This is a genomic window from Streptomyces litchfieldiae (assembly GCF_031845365.1).
Classification (GTDB): Bacteria; Actinomycetota; Actinomycetes; order Streptomycetales; family Streptomycetaceae; genus Streptomyces; species Streptomyces litchfieldiae.
This window is the reverse complement of record NZ_JAVREL010000002.1, coordinates 37492-58649: the sequence shown is the minus strand read 5'-3', so window position 1 is coordinate 58649 and position 21158 is coordinate 37492. Positions and strand designations below refer to the sequence as shown.

Genomic DNA, 21158 nt, shown 5'->3' with positions numbered 1-21158 from the left:
CGGAACGCTCGACCGAAAGAGGCACTTCCCGCAGTGAACGACGCCGCCAACGCCCCCCGGACGACCGAGGCGCGGGACCGCCCCGCCCGGCTCCGCGTCGGCGTCGTCGGAGCCGGCCGGGTCGGTCCCGCGCTCGCCGCGTCGCTGAGCCTGGCCGGACACCGCCCGGTGGCCGCCTCCGGGGTGTCCGACGCCTCCCGCCGCCGCGCCGAGACGCTGCTGCCCGGGGTGCCGCTGGTCGCCCCCGACGAGGTGCTGGCCCGCGCCGACCTGGTCCTGCTCACCGTGCCCGACGACGCCCTGCCCGGCCTGGTCGCCGGGCTGGCCGAGACCGGGGCCGTCCGCCCGGGGCAGTTGGTGGTGCACTGCTCGGGCCGTTACGGCACCGCCGTTCTCGACCCCGCCCTGCGCGCCGGGGCGCTGCCGCTGGCGCTGCACCCGGTGATGACGTTCACCGGCACGGCCGTCGACGTGCAGCGGCTGGCCGGCTGCTCGTTCGGCGTGACCGCCCCGGCCGAGCTGCGGCTCGCCGCGGAGGCGCTGGTCATCGAGATGGGCGGCGAGCCCGAGTGGATCGAGGAGAGCGCCCGCCCGCTGTACCACGCGGCCCTCGCGCTGGGCGCCAACCACCTGGTGACCCTCGTCGCCCAGGCCCTGGAGCTGCTGCGCACGGCGGGCGTCGGCGCCCCCGACCGGATGCTCGGCCCGCTGCTCGGCGCCGCCCTGGACAACGCCCTGCGCTCCGGCGACGCCGCCCTGACCGGCCCCGTCGCCCGCGGCGACGCCGGAACGGTCGCCGCCCACGTCGCCGAGCTTCGCGAGCACGCCCCGCACGCGCTGCCCGGCTACCTGGCGATGGCCCGCGTCACCGCGGACCGCGCCCTGGACCACGGTCTGCTCAAACCGGAGCTGGCCGAGGCGTTGCTCGGCGTCCTCGCGGACGGGGCCGAGGGCGCGGACGGAGGAGAACGATGACGATAGCCGTGGCGCGCCGCGCCGAGGAGCTGCACGCGCTGTACACCCCGGGCGCTGCCCGCGCCGTGGTGATGACCCTGGGCGCCCTGCACGAGGGCCACGCCGCGAACATCAGGGCCGCCCGCGAACGCGTCGGCCCGGCCGGGCAGATCGTCGTCACCGTGTATGTGAACCCGCTCCAGTTCGGCGCCGGGGAGGACTTCGACCGCTACCCGCGGACGCTGGAGGCGGATGTGAAGCTCGCCCAGGAGGCGGGCGCCGACCTGGTCTTCGCCCCCACCGACGACGTGATGTACCCGGCCGGCGCCCCGCTGGTCCGGATCGCCGCGGGCCCGATGGGCGAGCGGCTGGAGGGCGCCGCGCGCCCCGGGCACTTCGACGGCGTGCTGACCGTCGTCGCCAAGATGCTGCACCTCACCCGCCCGGACGTCGCGACGTTCGGCGAGAAGGACGCTCAGCAGCTCGCCCTCATCCGCCGCATGGTCGCCGATCTCGACTTCCCGGTGGGAATCGTTCCCGTCGCCACCGTCCGGGAGCCCGACGGCCTCGCCCGCTCCAGCCGCAACCGCTACCTCTCCCCGCCGGAACGCGCCACCGCCCTCGCGCTGTCCCGCGCCCTCGCGGCCGGCGGCGCGGAGACCACGGCCGCCGGCGCCCGGGCCGCCGCCGGCGCGGTGCTGGCGGCGGCCGCGGCGCTGGATCCACCGCTCGACCTCGACTATCTGGCCCTGCTCGACCCAGCAGACCTCACCGAGGTCCCCGACACCCACGCCGGCGAGGCGATCATGGCCGTGGCCGCCCGGGTCGGCACCACCCGCCTGATCGACAACGCGCGCCTCACCCTCGGCACCCCCGGAGGCGCGGCATGACCACCGTCGCCGGCATACCCATGCCCGCCGCCCTGCCCGCCCCCGCGCCCGGGTGGTCCATCGCGGCGGACGTGGTCGTCGTCGGCTCCGGAGTCGCCGGGCTCACCGCCGCGCTGCGCTGCGCGGCGGCCGGCCGGCGCACCGTCATCGTCACCAAGGCCCGGCTGGACGACGGCTCCACCCGCTGGGCGCAGGGCGGCATCGCCGCGGCGCTGGGCGACGGCGACAGCCCCGCCCAGCACCTGGCGGACACGCTGGTCGCCGGCGCCGGGCTGTGCGACGAGACGGCCGTCGACACCCTGGTGACCGAGGGTCCCGGCGCGGTGCGGCGGCTGATCGCCCTGGGCGCCCGGTTCGACGCGGATCCCGACGGCGGGCTCGCCCTCACCCGCGAGGGCGGCCACCACCGGCGCCGCATCGCGCACGCCGGGGGCGACGCCACCGGCGCGGAGATCTCCCGGGCCCTGGTGGCGGCCGTGCGGGCGGCCGGGATCGAGACCGTTGAGAACGCCCTGGCCCTGGACCTGCTCAAGGACGCCGAGGGCCGGGCGGCCGGGGTGACCCTGCACGTGATGGGCGAGGGTCGCCACGACGGCGTCGGCGCCGTCCGGGCCCCGGCCATGGTGCTGGCCACCGGCGGCATGGGCCAGGTGTTCTCCGCTACCACCAACCCGCCCGTCTCCACCGGCGACGGCGTCGCCCTGGCGCTGCGCGCCGGCGCCGAGGTGTCGGATCTGGAGTTCGTGCAGTTCCACCCGACGGTGCTGTTCCTGGGCCCGGACGCCGAGGGCCAGCAGCCGCTGATCTCCGAGGCGGTGCGCGGCGAGGGCGCCCACCTGGTGGACGCGGACGGCATCCGGTTCATGCTCGGCACCCACGAGCTGGCCGAGCTGGCGCCGCGCGACATCGTCGCCAAGGCCATCATCCGGCGGATGCTGGAGCAGGGCGCCGACCACATGTACCTGGACGCCCGGCACTTCGGGGCGCCGATGTGGGAGCGCCGCTTCCCCACCATCCTGGCCGCCTGCCGCTCCCACGGCATCGACCCGGTGACCGAGCCGATCCCGGTCTCCCCGGCCGCGCACCACGCCTCGGGCGGGGTGCGCACCGACCTGTCCGGCCGCACCACCGTGCCCGGCCTGTACGCCTGTGGCGAGACGGCGTGCACCGGCGTGCACGGCGCCAACCGCCTGGCCTCCAACTCGTTGCTGGAGGGCCTGGTCTTCGCCGAACGCATCGCCGCCGCCGTCCTGGCCGACGACTCCGAGCGCACCGCCGCCGTTCCGCCGCCGGTCGCGGAGGGCCCCGGCCTGCTGCCTCCCGAGGCCCGCGCCGCGATCCAGCGCGTCATGACCGGCGGCGCGGGGGTGCTGCGTTCCGACGCGAGCCTGGCCGCCGCCGCCGAGGCGCTGGACGGGCTGGCCACCGACGCCGACCGCAAGCCGGCGGAGCCCGGCGCGGACACCTGGGAGACGGCTAACCTGCATCTGGTCGCCCGTGTTCTGGTCGCCGCCGCCCGGCTTCGCGCCGAGACCCGCGGCTGTCACTGGCGCGAGGACCATCCGGAGCGGGACGATGCCCGGTGGGGCCGCCATCTCGTCGTCACCCTGCGCCCAGCCGCCGAGGGCTCGGCCCTCGGCATCCACACCACCGACACGACCGCGTTCCCGGCAACGGCGCGGTCGCCACTGAGGAGACCGAGCACGTCGTGACCAGCCCCGACACCCCCCGCGCCCAGCCCGTGGAGCTCACCCTGCTGCCGATCGGCGCCAGGCCGGGCGACACAGAGGAGCCCGCCGGAGGCTGTGGCGCGGGCTGCGGCTGCGCCGCCGAGGACGCGGGCCCGGCCCACGACCCGCTGGAGTGCGGCCTCGACCCCGACCTCGCCGACCTGCTGGCGGCCGGCGGCCTGGACCCGGTGCTGGTGGAGGACATCGCGCACCTGGCCGTCGAGGAGGACCTGGACAACGGCGTGGACGTCACCACCGTGGCGACCATCCCCGAGGACGCCGTGGCCACCGCCGACTTCGTCGCCCGCCAGGCCGGCACCGTCGCCGGGCTGCACGTCGCCGAGGCCGTGCTGTCCATCGTGTGCACCGACGAGTTCGAGGTGGAACGGCACGTGGCCGACGGCGACCGCGTCGAGGCCGGCCGGGTCCTGCTGTCCGTCACCGCCCGCACCCGGGACCTGCTCACCGGCGAGCGCAGCGCTCTCAACCTGCTCTGCCGCCTCTCCGGCATCGCCACCGCCACCCGCGCCTGGGCGGACGCCCTGGCGGGCACCAAGGCGCGGGTGCGGGACACCCGCAAGACCACCCCGGGCCTGCGCGCGCTGGAGAAGTACGCCGTGCGCTGCGGCGGCGGGGTCAACCACCGCATGTCGCTGTCGGACGTCGCGCTGATCAAGGACAACCACGTCATCGCCGCCGGCGGTGTCGCCGAGGCGTTCGCCCGGGTCCGCCATGAGTTCCCGGGCGTGCCCGTCGAGGTCGAGGTCGACCGCCTCGACCAGATCGAGCCCGTGCTCGCCGAGGGCGCCGAGCTGATCCTCCTGGACAACTTCACGCCCGACGGCACCAAGGAGGCCGTGGCGCTGGTCGCCGGCCGCGCCACCCTCGAATCGTCCGGCCGCCTCACCCTCGACAACGCCCGCGCCTACGCCGAAGCCGGGGTCGACTACCTGGCGGCCGGCGCCCTCACCCACTCCTCCCCGATCCTCGACATCGGGCTCGACCTCCGCCCCGAGAGGCGCGACTGACCATGCTGCTCACAATCGACGTCGGCAACACCCACACCGTCCTCGGCCTCTTCGACGGCGAGGAGATCGTGGAGCACTGGCGCATCTCCACCGATGCGCGGCGCACGGCCGACGAGCTGGCGGTGCTGCTCCAGGGCCTGATGGGCATGCACCCGCTGCTCGGCGAGGAACTGGGCGACGGCATCGACGGCATCGCCATCTGCTCCACGGTGCCCTCCGTGCTGCACGAGCTGCGCGAGGTCACCCGCCGCTACTACGGCGACATCCCGGCGGTCCTCGTCGAGCCGGGCGTCAAGACGGGGGTGCCGATCCTCACCGACAACCCGAAGGAGGTCGGCGCCGACCGCATCATCAACGCGGTCGCCGCCGTCGAGCTGTACGGTGGGCCCTGCATCGTCGTGGACTTCGGCACGGCCACCACCTATGACGCGGTGTCCGCGCGCGGCGAGTACGCGGGCGGGGCGATCGCGCCCGGCATCGAGATCTCGGTGGAGGCGCTGGGGCTGCGCGGCGCCCAGCTCCGCAAGGTGGAGCTGGCCCGGCCGCGCCACGTGATCGGCAAGAACACGGTGGAGTCGATGCAGTCCGGCATCCTCTACGGGTTCGCCGGCCAGGTGGACGGCATGGTGGAGCGCATGTCGCGGGAGCTGGCGGACGACCCGGACGATGTGACGGTGATCGCCACGGGCGGCCTGGCGCCGATGGTGCTGCGCGAGTCCACGGTGATCGATGAGCACGAGCCCTGGCTGACTCTGGTGGGCCTGCGGCTGGTCTACGAGCGGAACGTCTCCCGCTCCTGACCGGCCGCCGGGAACACGCCGCTGTGCGGGGAATAGCGGCAGTTTGTCTGCTTACCACTTAATGTCGGTTTATGGCTACGTCGAACGGTTCCCAGGGTTCCCCCACCCCAGGCGGTGACGGGGACGAGAACGCCGAGCAGGAGCAGCGCCGGCCCGCTCGGCCCCGCCCGGTGCCGACCCCGGCGGAGGTGTTCCCCCCGCACCGCAAGCGCCCCGTGCCGCCGCCTCCGCAGTCGGGCGGCGGCGGGCGGGAGGAGGGCGGGGAGGCCGCCGGGGGGACGCAGGGCGGCGGAAGCGGCGAGAGGAGCGGCGAGAGCTCGCCCCAGGGTGGTCGGTAGTCTGGGGGCGGCTCACTCCGAGCTCGTTCAAGGAGGCCGATCGCCGTGGACTACCTCGCCGCGCTTTTCCCGCCCTTCGTGATGGCCGCTGGCTTCACCTGGCTGATCGTGACGATCATCAGGACCCAGGGTGGCGCGAACAAGTACAAGGAGGACGCCGCCGTCGACGCGGCGCTGGCCGCCCGTGCCGCGGCGGACGCCGACGGGACCGCCGACCGCTCGGCCTGATCCCCCGCGGCCGTCCGCCCGGCCCGCTTCCAGTCCGTTCCGGCCCGGTCCGTTCGCGCACGCCCCCAACGTCACAGTCGTCCGTTTTGTCGGTGCGCGGCTATTCTTCCTTCTGTGCCTCGGCCATTGGGAGAACTGGAAGACGCGGTGATGAGCCGTGTATGGGAGTGGAACCGTCCCGTCACCGTGCGGGAAGTTCTCGAAGATCTGCGGCGGGAGCGTTCGATCGCCTATACGACGGTCATGACTGTCCTGGACAACCTGCATCAGAAGGGCTGGGTCCGCCGTGAGCAGGAGGGGCGGGCCTATCGCTATGAGGCGATCTCCACTCGCGCTGCGTACTCGGCGGCATTGATGAATGACGCTTGGTCCGAGAGTGACAACGCCGCGGCGGCGCTCGTCGCTTTCTTCGGGATGATGTCGGCCGAGCAGACCGAGGCATTGCGCGACGCGCTGCGTGTGGTGGATGTGGCCGGCGTACAGGTGGCCGCCCCCGAAGGGGAAGTCGTCGCCCCCGAAGCGGAAGGCGAAGGCTCGCAGCGATAGCCTCCGCTTGTGCCGGATACCTCAACTGAAGTTACTGTCCGCCGCGCCAGGACTACAGATGTCCGTGCGGTGCGTCGACTCATCGATGTCTACTCACGGGACGGCTTCCTGCTCGACAAGGCGACGGTGACGCTTTACGAGGACATTCAGGAGTTCTGGGTGGCCGAGCGCGACCATGACGCCGAGGTGGTCGCCTGTGGTGCGCTGCATGTGATGTGGGAAGACCTCGCGGAGGTCCGCACGCTTGCCGTGGATCCGCTGCTGAAGGGGCAGGGAGTAGGGCATCGGGTGCTGGAGAAGTTGCTCCAGACCGCGCGCTGGCTAGGTGTCCAGCGAATTTTCTGTCTGACCTTCGAAGTTGAGTTCTTCGCCCGGCACGGCTTCCGCGAGATCGGCGACACCCCGGTCGATGGGGATGTCTACAGCGAGCTGCTGCGTTCCTATGACGAGGGAGTAGCGGAGTTCCTGGGGCTGGAACGGGTGAAGCCCAACACTTTGGGTAACAGTCGGATGCTGCTGCATCTCTGATTGGCGCGATAGGTGGTGCTTATGTCCGAAACGTCCCACCGTGTCTTATTGACTGCACTGTAATGGGGCGCCCGGGGTTTGTGTTTTCCCAGCAATGGCGGTTTGATTACATCCGCAGTACAACAGTCATTGGTATTCGGCGACTATGAATGAGGAGTAGCCCGGTGGCACAGAAGGTTCAGGTCCTTCTCCTCGATGACCTCAGCGGTGGCCAGGCGGACGAGACGGTAACGTTCGCGCTCGACGGGAAGACTTACGAGATCGACCTCAACTCCGAAAACGCGGACAAGCTCCGCAACGCCCTGGAGCCCTATGTGAAGGCCGGCCGCCGCGCCGGTGGGGCCCGGGCCGCCCGGGGCCGGGCGCGGGCCGCGGCCGCCGCCGGTGGTGGCGCCAGCAGCCAGGACACCGCGAAGATCCGCGCCTGGGCCAAGGAGAACGGCTACGAGGTCAATGACCGGGGCCGTGTTCCCGCCAACATCCGCGAGGCCTATGAGAAGGCAGGCGTCTGAAGTCGCGACCTGGTGCCACGGGCCGGCCGGGTCCGCGGGCACCGCGTCGCGGTGGCGCCCACCGGCCGGATGCGATCCGGCGAGCCGGGCGCGGCCACGGTTCGCGTCCCTGTCCGGGGGGTCGCCCCCTTGGGGTGATCCCCCGAGGTGTGTCCGGCCGCGGACGGGGAATCACGAGTGTCATGCCGTGAGCTATCCGTCTCCGTACGGAAGAGTTACGCACTGTCTACGCGCTGTCGGGCCATGGCCGCACAGCGTGATCGCGTTCGCCTGTAGCGGATGTCCCTGGCTGGTACGGCATGGAGTGTCAGCCTGGAGGGGTAGGCAGTTCCTGACGGAAGATGGGTCACTCATGGATGGGGGGCGGTGACAATGGGGCCGGGTGTGTCTGCCAGGGGCGTTCGCCATGGGCGTAGCCGCTCGGGGGTGCCAGTGCTTGGCCTGCGGGAACATCGTCTCGCACCATCGGGTTGGAACTGTTGTCGCCTGTTCGGGGCACGGCGCCGGGGACAGGAGTAGACAGTTGGAATGAGCGGTCCCCCGTTGCGGGACTAAGCTGCGGAAGGACAGGGAGGGGACCGACCCCTTTACTGCCTGACCGCTCTGAGGAGCGATTAACGATGTTCGAGAGGTTCACCGACCGCGCGCGGCGGGTTGTCGTCCTGGCTCAGGAAGAAGCCCGGATGCTCAACCACAACTACATCGGCACCGAGCACATCCTCCTGGGCCTGATCCACGAGGGTGAGGGTGTCGCCGCTAAGGCCCTGGAGAGCCTCGGGATCTCGCTTGAGGCGGTCCGCCAGCAGGTGGAGGAGATCATCGGGCAGGGCCAGCAGGCTCCGTCCGGGCACATCCCCTTCACTCCCCGGGCCAAGAAGGTGCTGGAGCTCTCGCTCCGCGAGGCCCTCCAGCTCGGCCACAACTACATCGGCACCGAGCACATCCTGCTCGGCCTGATCCGCGAGGGCGAGGGCGTCGCCGCCCAGGTCCTGGTGAAGCTGGGCGCCGATCTCAACCGGGTGCGGCAGCAGGTCATCCAGTTGCTGTCCGGTTACTCCGGTGGCAAGGAGGCCGCCACCGCGGGCGCTCCCGCCGAGGGCACCCCGTCGACCTCCCTGGTGCTGGACCAGTTCGGCCGGAATCTCACCCAGGCCGCCCGCGAATCCAAGCTCGACCCGGTCATCGGGCGCGAGAAGGAAATCGAGCGGGTCATGCAGGTGCTTTCCCGCCGTACCAAGAACAACCCGGTTCTCATCGGCGAGCCCGGCGTCGGGAAGACGGCCGTCGTCGAGGGACTGGCCCAGGCCATCGTCAAGGGTGAGGTGCCCGAGACCCTCAAGGACAAGCACCTCTACACCCTGGACCTCGGCGCCCTGGTCGCCGGCTCCCGGTACCGCGGTGACTTCGAGGAGCGCCTGAAGAAGGTGCTCAAGGAGATCCGCACCCGCGGCGACATCATCCTGTTCATCGACGAGCTGCACACCCTGGTCGGGGCGGGCGCCGCCGAGGGCGCGATCGACGCCGCCAGCATCCTCAAGCCGATGCTGGCCCGCGGCGAGCTCCAGACCATCGGTGCCACCACCCTGGACGAGTACCGGAAGTACCTGGAGAAGGACGCGGCCCTGGAGCGCCGCTTCCAGCCGATCCAGGTCGCCGAGCCGTCCCTGCCCCACACCATCGAGATCCTCAAGGGTCTGCGCGACCGGTACGAGGCGCACCACCGCGTCTCCATCACCGACTCCGCGCTGGTGGCCGCCGCCCAGCTCGCCGACCGGTACATCTCGGACCGGTTCCTGCCGGACAAGGCCATCGACCTCATCGACGAGGCCGGTTCCCGGATGCGCATCCGCCGGATGACCGCACCGCCGGACCTGCGCGAGTTCGACGAGAAGATCGCCGGTGTGCGCCGGGAGAAGGAGTCCGCGATCGACTCGCAGGACTTCGAGAAGGCCGCCTCGCTGCGGGACAACGAGAAGCAGCTCCTGGCCGCGAAGGCACAGCGGGAGAAGGAGTGGAAGTCGGGCGACATGGACGTCGTCGCCGAGGTGGACGAGGAGCTCATCGCCGAGGTCCTGGCCGCCTCCACCGGCATCCCGGTCTTCAAGCTGACCGAGGAGGAGTCCTCGCGCCTGCTCCGCATGGAGGACGAGCTGCACAAGCGCGTCATCGGGCAGGAGGACGCCATCAAGGCGCTCTCGCAGGCCATTCGCCGCACCAGGGCGGGCCTGAAGGACCCGAAGCGGCCCGGTGGCTCGTTCATCTTCGCCGGCCCGTCCGGCGTCGGTAAGACGGAGCTGTCGAAGACGCTGGCGGAGTTCCTCTTCGGTGACGAGGACGCGCTGATCTCCCTCGACATGTCGGAGTTCGGCGAGAAGCACACGGTCTCCCGGCTCTTCGGTTCCCCGCCCGGATACGTGGGGTACGAGGAGGGCGGCCAGCTCACCGAGAAGGTGCGCCGGAAGCCGTTCTCCGTCGTCCTGTTCGACGAGGTCGAGAAGGCCCACCCGGACATCTTCAACTCGCTGTTGCAGATCCTGGAGGACGGTCGGCTGACCGACTCCCAGGGCCGGGTCGTGGACTTCAAGAACACCGTCATCATCATGACGACGAACCTCGGCACCCGGGACATCTCCAAGGGCTTCAACATGGGCTTCGCGGTGGCCGGCGACGTCGCCACCGGGTACGAGCGCATGAAGGCCAAGGTCAACGACGAGCTGAAGCAGCACTTCCGCCCGGAGTTCCTGAACCGTGTCGACGACACGGTGGTCTTCCACCAGCTGACCCAGGACGACATCATCAAGATCGTCGACCTGATGATCGCGCAGGTGGACGACCGGCTGAAGGACCGCGACATGGCGATCGAGCTCAGCACGGACGCCAAGCAGCTCCTGGCCAAGCGCGGGTACGACCCCGTGCTCGGCGCCCGGCCGCTGCGCCGGACCATCCAGCGGGACATCGAGGACGTGCTGTCGGAGAAGATTCTCTTCGGCGAGCTGCGCCCCGGCCACATCGTGGTCGTGGACACCGAGGGCGAGGGGAAGGACAAGTCCTTCACCTTCCGCGGTGAGGAGAAGTCCTCGCTGCCGGACACCCCGCCGGTGGAGCAGGCCGCCGGAGGCGGTCCGAACCTGGCCAAGGAATAACGGCCCGGCTGTCCCGACCGCATAAGCGGTGAACGCCCCCGCCGCCCGGAAACGGGCCGGCGGGGGCGTTCGCCTGTGTACCGGCCCGTTCAGTAGCGGGGGGCGGGCGGCGCGACGAATTCGATATGCGGGGGAACGTTCGTCCGCAGGCTGGGAGTGAACGTCCGGACCTGGCGCAGCGCCGGAAGCCGGTCCAGCGGGGAGTAGTCGGTGGCGTCCGTGTTGAGCAGCAGGCTCGTCAGATTCGGAAATCCCCCCGCGATGTATTCGAGCTGTGTGACGGACGTCGGCAGGCCGTGTTCGCGCGGAAAGAGCTGAAGGTATTCCACTCGTTCCAGTGCCAGGCCGGACTCGGTGAGGCTCTGCAGGGCCCGGGCGCCGATCACCAGTGAGGTGAGGTGTGGCAGCGCGGCCATGGCTTCCCATTCGGCCGCGGTGAGTTCCCGGGGCGTCCAGTGGAGGGCCAGCCGCGTAAGGCCGGGCCAAGTACCGATTCCCGTCAGATCGGGAGTCTCCACCGGCAGGGTGAGTCGGGTGAGCGGCGCTTCCCCCGGCAATTGCTCCAGAGAACGCAGCCGCGCCCCGCCCAGCGTGAGTTCGTCCAGCGCGCGCAGCGACGAGAAACCGGTGATCTCCCGGGGGTCGAGATCGTCGTAGATGGACAGTTCGGTGACCCCGGTCTCCCCGAGCGAGGACACATCGGTGATCTCCCGGCAGGTGTCGAGCACCAGCGTGCGCAGTCCGGGGAATGCGCGCAGGAATCGGAGGTCGCCCACCGATTCGCAGTCCCGGAGGTGAAGGCGGGAGAGCGGGTGGCGGCCCAGCGCCTCGGTGAGCTGCTCACCGGTGAAATTCCCGCGCAGGTCGACGCTCCTCACCTCCTTCAGCGTGGCGAGCAGGCTCAGTTCCGTCGCGCTGGTGACGTAGAGGAGCAGCGAGTCGTAGACCGGCAGCCGCGCGATGATTTCGGTGAAATAGCGCTCCGTGTCGAAGCGGTTCCAATTGACCGCGAGCTGATGCCGGATATCGCCCTCGGGACCGCTGTCCCGGAACGCCCGCAGCCGGGTCAGCGCGGCGTCCGTCCCCATACGCGCCGCCGTGTACACCACCTGCGCGGCCTCCAGGTCGGTCAGCTCCCCGGGGCCGGGCAGCAGATCGACGACGACCGAGCCGATCTCCACCAGCGCGCGGGATTCGTCCTGGACACGCGGCGGAATCAGCTCCCGCGCCCGGGCCACCACCTCCGCGCGAACGTCCGGGGCGAGCTGCGTGGCGTGCTCCAGGCAGGCCATGGCCAGCAGGTGCAGCCGGACCCGGTGGGCCTCGTCCTCGTCCCCGCGCCGCACCAGGGCGCCGAGCAGCTCGCCGCGCTGCACCGGCTGGGCGTGTGCGACGGCCATCCGGACCACGTCCTCCCACTGGTCGAGGTGGGCCTTCTCGACCAGCGCGGGGAAGTGCTGCCACTCGACGATCTCCCGGGCGCCGAGGTAGTCCTGGAACGTCCGGTGCACGAAGTCGACGGCGCCGGCCACCGGTTCGCGCAGCACGCCGGAGCGCTCGATCAGGTGGCGGACCACGGCGGACGCCGGGCCGAGCAGGTCGCCCTGGTGGATGACGGGCAGCGCGTTGCCGATCAGGGACTCCGCCAGCTCGGCGGTCATCTCGGAGCGGCCGTTGGTGATCAGCCAGTAGGCCAGCTTCTGGAGCAGCGAGATCTGGGTCTCGGCGTCCAGGTCCACGCCGACGCGAGGCGGGTCGGGGCGCTCCCGGTCGCGGCGTTCCAGGAGGAGCGACAGCGCGGCGTCGTAGAGGGCCTTCCGGCCGCGCGGCAGATAGCCGTTGCGCTCCCGGTGCAGCGCGCAGATCAGGGCGCACATGAGCGGGTTCGTCGCCAGGGCGGCCAGGTCGGACCGGGCCCGGACGAGGTCCAGCAGGGTGTCGCCGTCGCCGGGGGCCGCGCCGGCCGCGCGGTGCCAGCGGTGGACGAACGCGTGCACATCGCCGTTGTTCATCGGCGTCAGGGACAGCTCGGCGAACTCCTCGGCGGCCAGCCAGTCGTCCCGCACGGCCGAGGGGCGGGCGGTGACCAGCCACAGGTTGCCCGGGTAGGTGGCGTCCAGGCGGCGCAGCCAGCGGCGGACGGCCTCCCGTTCCTCCTCCGGCACCTCGTCGATGCCGTCCACGAGCAGCAGCCCGCGGCGGGCCGTCAGCACCCGGTCCACCCAGCGGTCGGGCTGCGCGGCGGCCAGCGGGCAGTCCACCGCCGCCAGGAACTGCCCGGGGTCGGGCAGCGGGCGGCGGTCGCGGGTGAGGGTGCGCATGGTGAGGACGAACGGGACCTGGCCGAAGAGGTGGGACAGGCCCTCCCCGGGGTCCCGGCGGGCGGCGGCGACGGCCAGCCACTGCACGAGCGTCGTCTTGCCGGAACCGGCGTGGCCCCGCAGGAGAACACGGGGCAGGCCGCTGAGGGCCCGTTCCGCGCGCTGTGGCGGCGCCTCCTCCCCGGCCTCGCCCCCGCGTGCCGGACCCCGGGCCTCCAGGCTCAGATAGGCGTCGTCCAGCGGCCATTCCCGGGCCTGCTTCAGGTCCAGGCCGTAGATGGTGAGGCGGCTGTGCTCGCGCTGGAGGTAGGCGGCGTAGCGGTCCTCGAACTCCGCGTCCTCGCGCGACTGGTGGGGCAGGCGCTCGATGAGGAGGTCGGTGACCCGGACCAGGTGGTCCAACTGGCGGGACTGCTCGGTCAGCGTGTGGGCGACATAGGTCGAGCGCTGCGTGAAGAAGTTCAGGATGTGCAGACAGGCCAGGTCCAGCAGCGTGTAGAAGAGCCGCTGCCCGTCGGCGGACAGCGAGCGCAGGGCTTCGCTCGGGAAGTCCGGGGCCGCGAACAGCGCCTTGATGAGGCCCCGGCGGCCCGCCCGGACGGCCCCGACGTCGTCCATGTCCAGCTCGCCGAGCGCCCACAGGGCGCGGGCCAGCAGGTCGGCGACGGGGGCCCGTTCGCCGGCGGGCAGCGCGTCGTGCGGTCCGGCGGCGCGCGCGGCCCGTTCGACCAGGGCCTCGGCCAGCTTCGTCAGGTCGCGCTGGTTCAGCGTCCGCTTCTCGCCCTGGAACGAGACCAGCGCGGATATCCGGACCGGCTTGTCCACGAGGCCCGCGCCGGGGCCGTCCTGGCGGAAGAGCCTCTTGATCAACGGGGCGAACGCGCTTGAGGCGAGCCGGAGTCCGAGACCTGCCGCATCCATGGGGTGAGGGTAGCCGTCTCCCGCACCGGGCGGGTGCGGGAGACGGCGGAAGCCGCCGGGCTAGGCGGCGCAGGCGGTGCCGTTCACCGCGAAGGCGGTGGGCGGACCGGGGGAGGTTGCCGCGACGGTGAAGCCGAACGAGACGCTGCCGTTGTTGGCCGCGATGGTGCCGTTCCAGTCGACGGGCTGCGCGGTCACCTGGCTCCTCCGAGGAGGTCCCGGTCTTCCGGCCGGGGAGGGATCGGACTCCTGCGGAGCGGGGCAGGGGTGGCCGGATCGCCTCCGGGGCGATCCGGCGTCCACCATCCATGGGCGTGCGCCAGCCTGCAGTGGTCAGGAGATCTCAACTGTCAGTCCTTCCGGATAGGTTCTGGGCTATGGCGACAGAAGCGGTCACGGAGGGTGCCGGGCATGCCCGGTACACCTATCGTGTGCGCCTGTCGTCTGCGGCGCGGTGCGCGCTGGAAGCGGAGTGGGACCGGTGCAGGTGGGTCTGGAACGAGTGCGTGGCCAAGTCCATGGCCGTCCACGTCCGTTGTAGGGCCTCGGGTGAGAAGGAGACGTGCGGTCCGGCGCAGCTGGACAGGATGCTGACGGAGGCCCGCGCACGCACGCCGTGGCTGCGTGCGGGCTCCTCGGTTGTCCAGCAGCAGGTCATCCGGGACTTCGGTAAGTCGCGCGCGAAGGCGTTGAAGGACATCAGGGCCGGGTTGCCGATGCGGCAGCGTGCCGGGATGCCCCGGTGGAAGAAGAAGCGTGACGCGTCCTTGAGCCTGAACTACACCCGGCGCGGCTTCCGCCTCAAGGACGGGCGCCTGCACCTGGCGGGCGGGATCGTCCTTACGGTGGTGTGGTCCCGTGATCTGCCCGGGCATCCTTCCAGTGTGCGCGTGTACCGCGACAGCCTCGGACACTGGTACGCCAGTTTCGTGACGGCCGTGGTGGGCGGGGAACTGCCCGCCACCGGCGCCGTGATCGGTATCGACTGGGGTGTCAGGGAGACCGCGACCACCACGTCCGACGCTCACGACCTTCCCCACCCCCGGCATGGCAGTACGGCTGCGCAGAAGCTGGCCCGTTACCAGCGGATGATGGCCCGGCGCAAGCCGAAGCGTGGCCAGGCGGCATCCGCCGGCTACCGCGAAGCGAAGCGTCAGGCGGCGAAGGTCCACAAGAAGACGGCACGGCAGCGGCAGGACACCGGCCGCAAGTGGGCCAAGCGCGTGGTCCGCGACCATGACGCCCTGGCTGTGGAGGACTTCCGCCCGAAGTTCCTCGCGAAGTCGACCATGGCCCGCAAGGCGGCCGACGCGGCGATCGGGGCGACGAAGGCCGCCCTGGTCGAGATGGGCCGCAAGCACGGCCGGACCGTGCATTTGGTGCACCCGGCATACACCACCTTGGAGTGCGCGGACTGCGGAGCGAGAACCAAGCACGCACTGCCTCTCTCAGAACGAACCTATACGTGCACCGCGTGCGGAGTCTCCCGTCCCAGGGACAAGAACTCCGCCCGCGTCATGCTCGTCCGGGCTGGTCTCTGTCCCGGCTAGCGCTGATCGTGCAAGACCTGCCGGACCGCCGGTCCACAGGCAACGTGAGCTAGGAATCCCCTCCCTCGGGGAGGGGAGGTTTCAACTGGTCGAGCATGTCCTGGTAGCCGCGCGCCCACAGGCCGTGCGGCGCGAACGTGTCGGTCTCCATGCCGAACCAGTTGATGCCGGTCATTCGGACGGGGTCGCCGGCCGCGTCGACGATCTGCCCGCCGGACGTCGACCAGGGGCCGTCGCCGGGCGCGGCGTGGGCGGTGCCCGCGGAGAGCTGGGCGCCGACGCAGGCGAGCAGGACGGCGAGGAGACCCGCGGCAAGCCTCCTCGCCCAGCCGGTTCTGGGACGGTGTTTCATTGCGCACCTCGATTCAGGGCAGTGGGAGCGCTCCCATAGGATCCGGGAGGATGGTGGGCGTCCCCGGGGCGGCTGTCAAGGGCCGGCGCGGGAGCCGCTGGGCGGAGTGTCAGTAGGGGGGGGATAGCGTGGAGATCATGCGGAAGGCTGATGTGCGGGAGTACCTCCGGCGGCTGGGCGTCCCTGATCCGGGGCGGCCGACGGTCGCGGCGCTGCGTGTGCTCCAGGCGGCTCATGTCGAGCGGGTGCCGTACGAGACGCTGGAGATCCATCTCGGGCGGTCCACCACGGTGGATCCGGCGGAGTCGGTGGCCCGGGTGCTGCGCGGGCGCGGCGGCTACTGCTTCCATCTGAACGGCGCCTTCGGCACGTTGCTGCGGGCGCTGGGCTATGACGTCGTCGGGCGCTGGGGCGGGGTGCAGGGCGATGTGGCGGATCCGCCGGGGGCCGACGGCACTCATCTGGCCCTGACGGTGGACTGCGAGGACGAGCGGTGGCTCGTGGACGTCGGGCTCGGGGACGGGCCCTATGAGCCGCTGCCGCTGCGGGTGGCGAGCCACCGGCAGGCGCCGTTCACCTACCGGATGCGGCCCTCGGAGGTGGAGCCGGGCGGCTGGCGGCTCGACCACGACCCGGGCGGGTCGTTCGCCGGGATGGACTTCACCGTGACGGAGCCGGCCGTGCCGGAGGACTTCGCGGCGCGGCACCGGGAGTTGTCCACCTCGCCGGACTCGGCCTTCGTGCGGATCGCCTCGGTGCTGCGCCGGGACGCGGAGGGGGTGGACACGCTGCGCGGGTGCGTGCTCGGGCGGATCGACGAAGCGGGGCGCCGGGAGCGGGAGTTGACCACGGCGGGGGACTGGTTCGAGGCGCTGGCCGGCATATTCGGGCTGACCCTGGCCGACACGGACGCGGATGAGCGGGCCGCGCTGTGGGCGCGGGTGCGGGGTGCGCACGACGCGTGGCGGGCGTCGCGGGAGGGGGCGGCGTCGGGGTCGGCGTGAGGGCGGTCTCCGACGGACGCCACCCCACGGGAACGGTGTGGGTCGGGGCGAACTCCCATGGCAGGCTTGCCTGCGAGCGGGGTGTTGGTATCAGCTCGGGCATGTGGCTGCGCGGTAGCGGGAAGTGGTGTCTAATCACACGGGTCCGAACGCGCGGGAGGGGAAAGCCTGGTGGATGAGCTGCAGCCAACTGATCCGCCACGAATAGGGCGTTATCGGCTCACCGCGCGACTGGGCGCCGGCGGGATGGGCCGAGTCTATTTGGGGCGGTCGCCCAGCGGGCGGCTTGTGGCGGTCAAGGTGGTGCGGCCTGACCTGGCAGAAGACCCTGGCTTCCGCGACAGGTTCGTCCGGGAGGTGGCAGCGGCCCGAAAGGTCACCGGCTTCTTCACGGCGGCCGTGGTCGACGCCGACCCCGAGGGATCGCCCCCGTGGCTGGCCACGGCCTACGTTCCTGGCATGGCTCTGGACAAGGCCGTCGCGGCGCACGGCCCCTGGCCAGTGGATTCCGTGCGGACCCTGGGCGCGGGCGTCGCCGAGGCGCTGGAGGCAATCCACGAAGCCGGTCTGGTCCACCGGGACCTCAAGCCCGCCAATGTGCTGATCGCCCCTGATGGGCCCAGGGTGGTCGACTTCGGGATCTCCGTAGCGATCGAGGCCACCGCGCTCACCCGCACCGGGATGATCGTGGGCACCCCCGGCTTCATGGCTCCCGAGCAACTCGTCGGCAAACCCGTCACACCGGCCACCGACGTGTTCGCCCTCGGCGCGATGCTGACGTACGCGGCCACCGGCACCGGCCCGTTCGGCACTGGCTCAGCACAGTCGCTCAACTTCCGTATCGTCTACGAGGAACCGGACCTCGCCGGACTACCGTCGCCGGGCCTGGAGATCATCGCCCGCTGCCTGGCCAAAGACCCCAACCAGCGCCCGAAAGTGGCCGACCTCATCGAGGAACTCGCCCCAGCGACGGCCGATCACGACTACACGCCCACTGAAGTCGGCCCCGAGAACGTGTCCTGGCTGCCCGCTCCTGTCGCCGGCGCACTGCCCGCCACCGTCACCGCGCCCGCAGCGACGGTCCCGCCCACTCCGCCGGCTCCCACCGCCCCGCCCGCCCCCGCGATGCCGCCGCCAGTTGCCCTTCCCCCACCGGTCGCGGTGGCACAGCCCTCGGCATCACGCCACCGCGCTTTCCCTTTCTGGATCGCCGTGGCGGCACTGGTACTTTCCCTGGTCCTACCCTTCGGGGACTTTGGGGACGGGTATGTGGTCCTCGCCGAGATGGACGTCGGTACCCACTGGAAGTCCAGCTATTTCGCCTGGCAGCTCATGGCGGTCGCTGTGTCCAGCGCGTGCGCCTGTGGCGCGGTATTGGCAATGCTGCGCCGTGCCCCCTCCGCTCCCGTCCCGCGCTGGGCCCGGAACGCGCACATTCTCACCACCACGCTCACCACCGCGCTGTTCGCCGAGTGGGCGTTCTACGACGTGGGCGTGCGAGGACCGGCGGCGTGGTCCCTCGCCCTCGGGTGCGCGGCGCTGATCTACAGCACTTCCCGGTTCCCGGCGCCGAAACACCCATCGGCCGCGGTTGTCGTACCGGCCGCGGCACTCCACCGTGCTCTCCCCTACCGGATCACCGTGACGGCACTGGCACTCTCCGTGTTCCTGTACGTCTTGGACAGTGAGGTTGTGCTCGATTACGGTCGGATCTTTTTCAACGAGAGTCAGGGCATTGCCTACGCGGCGGTGTTGTCCTCTGTGGCCACACTGCTCAGCGTATGTGCCGGTGCTGCGGCCGTGTCCTCACTGCGCCGTGCCGCTGCCCCTCCCGTCCAGCACCGGGCCCGGAGCGTGCACATCCTCACCACCGCGCTCACCACCGCACTGTTCGCGCTGTCGCTCAGTTTCTACGTGTACTACCTGGAGCGGCTCCTGTTCAGTTACAGGTACATGGAAGGGAGCGTCTACCTCTCCACCCCGGCTCCGTGGTCCTTGGCCCTCGGGTGCACAGTGCTGATCTACAGTGCCCTCAGGGTCCTCCCGGCCCCGACACACCACGCGGCGCCCTGAGTCCGCCACGGAGGGGCACAAGTGGTCATCGTGGCATCCACCCGCGCAGGCGGGGGTCGATGCGGCGGGCGGCCCACAGCACGGTGGTGGCGTTCATCGTCAGGATCTCCCCGGTGGCGAACCGGAGGCGCTTGCGGCCCGGGCCCAGGGCGGTCATGTCGCTGACGGTGAACGCCTGGCCGCCGATCATCAGTTGGTCTCCGCGCCGTACGGTGCGGGCGTCGACCCCGATCGATACCAGGACCGGCGCGGTGGGCGGGGCGGCTATGCGGCGTGCGGGGTGAGGCGTCATGGCGATGGCACTCCGGTGTCGGAAGGGATGGACAGTGGTGCTCTTCTGCTGCCGCTCCCCGGCGGCAGCAGCGGGTCAGGCGGACTCGGCCGGGCGCGTGGCTTCTTCGCATGCCAGGCTCAGCACACGCTCTATGTCGCACGGCTCGTCCGGGGTGCACGTTCCGCACTCCTCCAGGTGGTACCGGTGTGCGGCCCGGAGCTGTTCAACGTCCGCCGGCCGGGGATGGTCGGACACCTCCGGTCGCAGATCCTCGGGGCGGGCCTGCCACTCCCTGCCGCCGCTGACCGGCCGGAGCATGGCGAAGGGTCCCGCCTTGCCCATGTAGACGCCCACGCGGTTGGTGGCGGCATCTCTGACCAACGCCCCCACGTTCGGGTGACCGTGGCTACTCTTGCTCACGGCTGCCTGCCTCTCTGGGTGTTCAGGTGGTCCGCGCCCCCGGACGTTCGCCCGTCGCGGGGGCACCTTGCTGTTGGGCGCGTTATGCGTGCTCCAAGAGCATCGAGGCAGCCAGGCTCTGTGAGAACCGCGAACGGGGAACCCTGCAAGCCTCTTTGGGGAACCCCGTTCCCGTGGCAGGGCTACGCTTGGACGAGATCACTTCCGTCCCATGTAGGTGACCCATGGACGACCAGGAGAATCAGCGCAGCGGCTATCCGCTGACGATCCCCAATGCGTTGCTTCAAAGTGAGGCCATGCAGCAAGCCTGTGCCGCCCGGAACTTTCAGGAGATCTTCCGCCTCGTCAACAGACGGACCGGTTCCAGCTACGCGGACATGGCAGCCGCTATCGGCAAGATGACGAGCTCCCGCGTGAGCGACATCGTCCGGGGTGTCCGAGGCATTCGCGGACATGAGGTAATCGAACGCGTTGCCGACGGCTTCGGCATTCCCGGAGAAATGCTCGGGCTGCCGAGACGGCCATGGGAGGGTTCCCCAAAGGGCATTGACGGAACCATCAACGCCCGTACTAGCGTCAAGGCTGTGGAAGACCCCGAGGCCCAAGCGCGCGCTCAGTATGTCCGAGAAAACGCGGGAAGCCTCGACCTATTGGCGGTGGCTGAACTCCGGCAACAAGTGCAAATCCTCGACGCGCGCTATGTCACCGAGCCGTCTACCGCTCTCATCGCCGAGATCGGGCAGCATTTGGGGCAACTCGCGTATTGGCATACTCACACAACCACGTATGCTGTCCGCCGCGATCTCTATGCGGCGCAGGCGGAGGCCTCCATATTAATGGGGCAATTGGTGTGGGACGCTTCAGGGAGAACGGACCATGGCACCCCGCGCACTTACTTCGCGCAAGCTGCCGAGGCTGCGCGTGAATTGCGCGACCCCGTCGCCGAGGGGCTTGCACTGCTGCGCACCTCTTTTATTGCTCTGTATGGAGAAAAGAATCCACGCGCCGGTCTAGAACTTGCGCAGCACACCGTTGATATCGTTGAGAGCGCTAGCCGCGTTCTCACTGGCCTAGGTGTACTACACGCAGCCGAGGCTTACGCGATGTTGCGGCAGCGCCGAGATTGCGAAAAAGCATTGAACAGCGCTGAGTTGCATTTCGGTCAAGTTGATGTCAACGATGCCGGTGCGTCAATGCTGTCTCCTGGGCAATTCGGCCGATTGGCTGGCTCGTGCTTCCTTTCCCTTAATGACACCGCTCGTGCACAGGTGATTCTGGAGAGTGCAGTGAAAGAGGTGCGCAAGGGCTCAAAATCTCATGCCATCACTCTGGGGAATTTGGCGCTTACGCATATTCGGCAGCGCGAGATCGAGGAAGCCGCTGGAAGGCTCGGCGAAGCGATTGACATCGTTGAGCGCCATCGAGGGGGTGGTGGGCTCAATCTGATCTTCCAGGCGGGTCGCGAACTCCAGTCATGGCGGGATGTCCCAGCAGTGCGTAACCTCAATGACCGGCTATTGAGCCTCATCGCATCCACATAAGACAG

At 70.4% G+C, this 21158-nt stretch carries 18 protein-coding genes and 1 pseudogene; 14 read left to right on the top strand and 5 right to left on the bottom strand.

The window, feature by feature from the left end; translation table 11 throughout:
* Positions 1-33 precede the first annotated feature (33 nt).
* The 10 genes from RM590_RS03720 to RM590_RS03675 all read left to right on the top strand — a co-directional run bounded on the left by RM590_RS03720 (position 34) and on the right by RM590_RS03675 (position 10697).
* Positions 34-975 (top strand): Rossmann-like and DUF2520 domain-containing protein, encoded by a 942-nt coding sequence (locus RM590_RS03720; RefSeq protein ID WP_311702901.1) that lies wholly within the window; start codon positions 34-36, stop codon positions 973-975.
* Positions 972-1844 carry a pantoate--beta-alanine ligase gene (panC, locus tag RM590_RS03715; RefSeq protein ID WP_311702900.1) on the top strand — a complete coding sequence of 291 codons (873 nt, stop codon included), beginning with the start codon at positions 972-974 and terminating at the stop codon, positions 1842-1844. The genes RM590_RS03720 and panC overlap by 4 nt, the downstream gene beginning before the upstream one ends.
* Positions 1841-3556, top strand: coding sequence for an L-aspartate oxidase (locus tag RM590_RS03710; RefSeq protein WP_311702899.1), 1716 nt, complete (start codon positions 1841-1843; stop codon positions 3554-3556). The genes panC and RM590_RS03710 overlap by 4 nt, the downstream gene beginning before the upstream one ends.
* Positions 3553-4602 (top strand): carboxylating nicotinate-nucleotide diphosphorylase, encoded by a 1050-nt coding sequence (nadC, locus tag RM590_RS03705; RefSeq protein WP_311702898.1) that lies wholly within the window; start codon positions 3553-3555, stop codon positions 4600-4602. Before RM590_RS03710 ends, nadC begins: the two co-directional genes overlap by 4 nt.
* A 2-nt stretch (positions 4603-4604) precedes the next feature.
* A complete protein-coding gene (locus RM590_RS03700) occupies positions 4605-5402 on the top strand; it encodes a type III pantothenate kinase (RefSeq protein WP_311702897.1) in 798 nt (265 codons plus the stop codon).
* Between the two features lie 383 nt (positions 5403-5785).
* A complete protein-coding gene (locus tag RM590_RS03695; RefSeq protein ID WP_311702896.1) occupies positions 5786-5968 on the top strand; it encodes a hypothetical protein in 183 nt (60 codons plus the stop codon).
* A gap of 114 nt (positions 5969-6082) precedes the next feature.
* Complete coding sequence (locus tag RM590_RS03690; RefSeq protein ID WP_311702895.1) at positions 6083-6514, top strand: BlaI/MecI/CopY family transcriptional regulator; 432 nt, start codon at positions 6083-6085, stop codon at positions 6512-6514.
* A gap of 9 nt (positions 6515-6523) precedes the next feature.
* The gene (locus tag RM590_RS03685) at positions 6524-7042 is read left to right on the top strand and encodes an amino-acid N-acetyltransferase (RefSeq protein WP_311702894.1); all 519 of its coding nucleotides are present in this window, start codon (positions 6524-6526) and stop codon (positions 7040-7042) included.
* Positions 7043-7206: 164 nt separating this feature from the next.
* Entirely contained in the window at positions 7207-7554 is a 348-nt protein-coding gene (locus tag RM590_RS03680) for a histone-like nucleoid-structuring protein Lsr2 (RefSeq protein WP_311702893.1), read from the top strand.
* Between the two features lie 620 nt (positions 7555-8174).
* Positions 8175-10697, top strand: coding sequence for an ATP-dependent Clp protease ATP-binding subunit (locus tag RM590_RS03675; RefSeq protein WP_311702892.1), 2523 nt, complete (start codon positions 8175-8177; stop codon positions 10695-10697).
* An 89-nt stretch (positions 10698-10786) separates the two neighbouring features.
* Here RM590_RS03675 and RM590_RS03670 read toward each other — a convergent pair whose 3' ends face one another.
* Together RM590_RS03670 and RM590_RS03665 are read right to left on the bottom strand one after the other, a co-directional pair.
* Entirely contained in the window at positions 10787-13939 is a 3153-nt protein-coding gene (locus RM590_RS03670; RefSeq protein ID WP_311702891.1) for an NACHT domain-containing protein, read from the bottom strand.
* Between the two features lie 60 nt (positions 13940-13999).
* Positions 14000-14137, bottom strand: a complete 138-nt coding sequence (locus tag RM590_RS03665) for a cellulose binding domain-containing protein (RefSeq protein ID WP_311702890.1) — start codon at positions 14135-14137, stop codon at positions 14000-14002.
* A 179-nt stretch (positions 14138-14316) separates the two neighbouring features.
* On the opposite strand from RM590_RS03665, the pseudogene RM590_RS03660 reads away from it, so the two are divergent.
* Positions 14317-15514: pseudogene (locus tag RM590_RS03660) on the top strand (RNA-guided endonuclease InsQ/TnpB family protein); the annotation flags it as partial.
* A 24-nt stretch (positions 15515-15538) separates the two neighbouring features.
* Here RM590_RS03660 and RM590_RS03655 read toward each other — a convergent pair.
* Positions 15539-15841, bottom strand: a complete 303-nt coding sequence (locus tag RM590_RS03655; RefSeq protein WP_311702888.1) for a hypothetical protein — start codon at positions 15839-15841, stop codon at positions 15539-15541.
* A gap of 137 nt (positions 15842-15978) precedes the next feature.
* Here RM590_RS03655 and RM590_RS03650 point away from each other — a divergent pair, with 137 nt between their 5' ends.
* Positions 15979-16845: an arylamine N-acetyltransferase family protein gene (locus RM590_RS03650; protein WP_311702887.1), complete on the top strand. Its 867-nt coding sequence runs from the start codon at positions 15979-15981 to the stop codon at positions 16843-16845.
* A gap of 171 nt (positions 16846-17016) precedes the next feature.
* On the top strand, positions 17017-18918 hold the full coding sequence (locus RM590_RS03645) for a serine/threonine-protein kinase (RefSeq protein ID WP_311702886.1): 1902 nt from the start codon (positions 17017-17019) through the stop codon (positions 18916-18918).
* A 25-nt stretch (positions 18919-18943) separates the two neighbouring features.
* Here the strand turns inward: RM590_RS03645 and RM590_RS03640 are convergent, their stop codons facing one another.
* Together RM590_RS03640 and RM590_RS03635 are read right to left on the bottom strand one after the other, a co-directional pair.
* Positions 18944-19210 (bottom strand): hypothetical protein, encoded by a 267-nt coding sequence (locus RM590_RS03640; protein ID WP_311702885.1) that lies wholly within the window; start codon positions 19208-19210, stop codon positions 18944-18946.
* 75 nt (positions 19211-19285) lie between these two features.
* Entirely contained in the window at positions 19286-19612 is a 327-nt protein-coding gene (locus RM590_RS03635; protein WP_311702884.1) for a hypothetical protein, read from the bottom strand.
* A 224-nt stretch (positions 19613-19836) separates the two neighbouring features.
* On the opposite strand from RM590_RS03635, the gene RM590_RS03630 reads away from it, so the two are divergent.
* On the top strand, positions 19837-21153 hold the full coding sequence (locus tag RM590_RS03630; RefSeq protein ID WP_311702883.1) for a transcriptional regulator: 1317 nt from the start codon (positions 19837-19839) through the stop codon (positions 21151-21153).
* The last annotated feature ends 5 nt before the right edge of the window (positions 21154-21158 follow it).

What these genes read in the sequence shown, in the direction of transcription:
- RM590_RS03675 (WP_311702892.1), top strand. Translation starts at nt 8,175, where the DNA reads ATGTTCGAGAGGTTCACCGACCGCGCGCGGCGGGTTGTCGTCCTGGCT.
- RM590_RS03650 (WP_311702887.1), top strand. Translation starts at nt 15,979, where the DNA reads ATGCGGAAGGCTGATGTGCGGGAGTACCTCCGGCGGCTGGGCGTCCCT.
- RM590_RS03655 (WP_311702888.1), bottom strand. Translation starts at nt 15,841, where the DNA reads ATGAAACACCGTCCCAGAACCGGCTGGGCGAGGAGGCTTGCCGCGGGT.
- RM590_RS03630 (WP_311702883.1), top strand. Translation starts at nt 19,837, where the DNA reads ATGGACGACCAGGAGAATCAGCGCAGCGGCTATCCGCTGACGATCCCC.
- RM590_RS03710 (WP_311702899.1), top strand. Translation starts at nt 1,841, where the DNA reads ATGACCACCGTCGCCGGCATACCCATGCCCGCCGCCCTGCCCGCCCCC.
- panC (WP_311702900.1), top strand. Translation starts at nt 972, where the DNA reads ATGACGATAGCCGTGGCGCGCCGCGCCGAGGAGCTGCACGCGCTGTAC.
- RM590_RS03640 (WP_311702885.1), bottom strand. Translation starts at nt 19,210, where the DNA reads ATGACGCCTCACCCCGCACGCCGCATAGCCGCCCCGCCCACCGCGCCG.
- RM590_RS03670 (WP_311702891.1), bottom strand. Translation starts at nt 13,939, where the DNA reads ATGGATGCGGCAGGTCTCGGACTCCGGCTCGCCTCAAGCGCGTTCGCC.
- RM590_RS03700 (WP_311702897.1), top strand. Translation starts at nt 4,605, where the DNA reads ATGCTGCTCACAATCGACGTCGGCAACACCCACACCGTCCTCGGCCTC.